Genomic DNA, 2364 nt, shown 5'->3' with positions numbered 1-2364 from the left:
CCCCGCGCTTTCCCCCCCCTTCGCCCCTTTATGCGCCCGCGTTTCCCCCCCCGGGGGCCGCGCCGGGGCCCCCCCCAACCCCCCGTGTCCGGGGGTTGCGGGCCCCCCGCCCCCGACCTTCGCCTCACTCATAGTGAGGGAGAGTGGCCGACATATGATCTCTTGGCCAGTAACCTTTTACCGCTTCTCTCCGTCTAGTCATCCGACTTGGAACATGGGAGGCGCTCACGCGCCCTGGGGGAAGAACACACAGTGAAGATCGCATTCCTGATCCGCGACGTCTGCCACATGGGCGGGGTGGTGAGCGCGACCCAGAACCTCGCGGGGGCGCTCGCCGAGAGGCACGAGGTCGAGATCGTCGCGCTGCGGAAGGTCCGTGACGAGTCGTACTTCCCGCTGGACCCGCGGGTGTCGGTGCGGGCACTGACCGACCTGCGCCCGTACTCGCCCGTCTCGGACGTGGACGATCCGCTGGCCGACCGGTTCACGCTGGTCTACCCGCCGAACACCGGGGTCAAGAAGCCGGTGGTCAGCCGGCTGGCCGAGCTGCGGCTGCTGGAGTACCTCGCCACCACCGACGCCGACGTGGTGGTCAGCTCCAACCCGCGCATCACCGTGCTTCTGGCGCACGCCCAGGGGAGCTATCTGCGGGTCGCCCAGGAGCACTCGATGCCGCTCATCTACGCCGACGACATGAAGAAGAAGCTGTTCCCGGCCTACCTCCACCTGGACGCGCTGACCGCGCTCACCCCCGAGGAGACCGACAGCATCGCCGGGCAGGTGCCCGGCGTCCGCGACCGGCTCGCGGTGATGCCCAACTGCGTGCCGGCCGCGCCGGTCCGCTCGCGCGGCACCAGCAAGGTCGTCGTCTCCGCCGGTCATCTCACCGACACCAAGAACCACCTGCTGCTCGTCGAGGCGTTCGCGCGGGTACACGCCGAGGCCCCGGACTGGACGCTGCGGATCTACGGCAGCGGCGCCGAGAAGGCCCGGCTGCGGACCCGTATCCATGAACTCGGGCTGTCCAGCCATGTGTTGCTGATGGGTCCGGCCGCGCCGGTGACGCCCGAGTTCGGCAAGGGCTCCCTGTTCGCGCTGCCCTCCAAGCGGGAGGCGTTCGGCAACGTCCTCGTGGAGGCCATGGCGGCGGGGCTGCCGGTCGTCAGCACCGACGCCGACCACGGCCCGCGCAACGTCCTCACCGACGGCGTGGACGGCCTGATCGTGCCGTGCGGCGACGTGGACGCCCTGGCCGCTGCCGTGCTGCGGCTGGTGCGGGACGACGAGCTGCGGCGGAAGATGGCCGAGGCCGCGACGCGCGGCGCGGAGCGGTTCCAGGAGACGGCGAGCCGCGAGCGGTTCGAGGAGATCCTCGCGCGGGCGCACGCCCGCAGGGAACTGCCCCGTGACGCCACCGTACGGGCCGACGACCAGGGGAGCCTGCACATCGCGGTCGGCCCGCTGCCCGCGAGCGCCGAGGGTGCGGAGCTGCTGCTGCGCAGGGAGGGAAAGGCTCCCGAGGAGCGCCGGTTCCCGCTGACCCCCGGCGGCGAGGCGCTCGTGCCCTGGGACGGCGGACTCCCGCAGGGCACCTGGCAGTTGGCCCTGGCCACCCCGGCCGGCGCCGAGGTGCCGCTGTCCGCCGACGGCTTCGGCTGCGACACGCGGGACCTCCTCGCGGTCCGACTCCCCCGCACCGAGGGCCCGACGCTCGCGCTGCTGCTGCCGTACCGGGACCAGGACGGCCGGCTGCGGGTGCGCAGCGTGCTGCGTGCGACGCACGCCGAGGCCGGAGACATCGAGGTCGACGAGCGGACCCTGCGGGTGCGGGCGGCCCTGTGGGGCGCGGCCGTCGGCGAGGACGCGGTGCTGGAGGCGGTGCACCGGCGCAACAAGAAGCGCGTGCTGGCCTTCCCGCTCCAGGACGCCGGGGACGGCACCGTCACCGCCGTCGTGGACTGCGCGGCCCTGGCCGAGGAGCACACCGGCGGCACGGGCTCGGAGATCGTGTGGGACTTCCTCGTGCGCCCGGCAGCCGGCGCCGAGCGGGTGGCGCTGGCGAAGCTGGCCACCGACGTGCTCAGCCCGATCGACGTGTTCGTGCTGCCCAGGCCCGTGCTCGTCACCGAGGAGGCAGTGGCCGGCGCCCTCCAGGCGCGGTCCTTCTCCCTGGGCGAGCGCGCCCTCCGCGAGGCCAAGCGGGTGCTGAAGCCGGCCCCGCTACCGAAGCCGGAGGTCCGCCGCCGGGAGACCGAGCTGCGGCCCTACTTCACCCTGACCGGCCAGTTCGCGGTGAAGACCGTCCGCCTCTGAGCACACCGGGACGACGAAGGGGCCGGGCCCGGAGGACATTCCCTCCGGGCC

The 2364-nt window shown here is 73.0% G+C and carries 1 protein-coding gene; it reads left to right on the top strand.

Features of this window, described 5'->3' with window-relative positions; all coding sequences use genetic code 11:
• The first annotated feature begins 252 nt into the window (after positions 1-252).
• Positions 253-2313 (top strand): glycosyltransferase family 4 protein, encoded by a 2061-nt coding sequence (locus tag ACFWN1_RS32935; protein WP_384370329.1) that lies wholly within the window; start codon positions 253-255, stop codon positions 2311-2313.
• Positions 2314-2364 lie beyond the last annotated feature (51 nt).

Origin of the sequence: Streptomyces sp. NPDC058459 (genome assembly GCF_042721685.1) — a bacterium.
Taxonomy (GTDB): Bacteria; Actinomycetota; Actinomycetes; order Streptomycetales; family Streptomycetaceae; genus Streptomyces.
The sequence above is the reverse complement of the archived record's forward strand: the minus strand, read 5'-3'. Positions and strand labels throughout refer to the sequence as shown.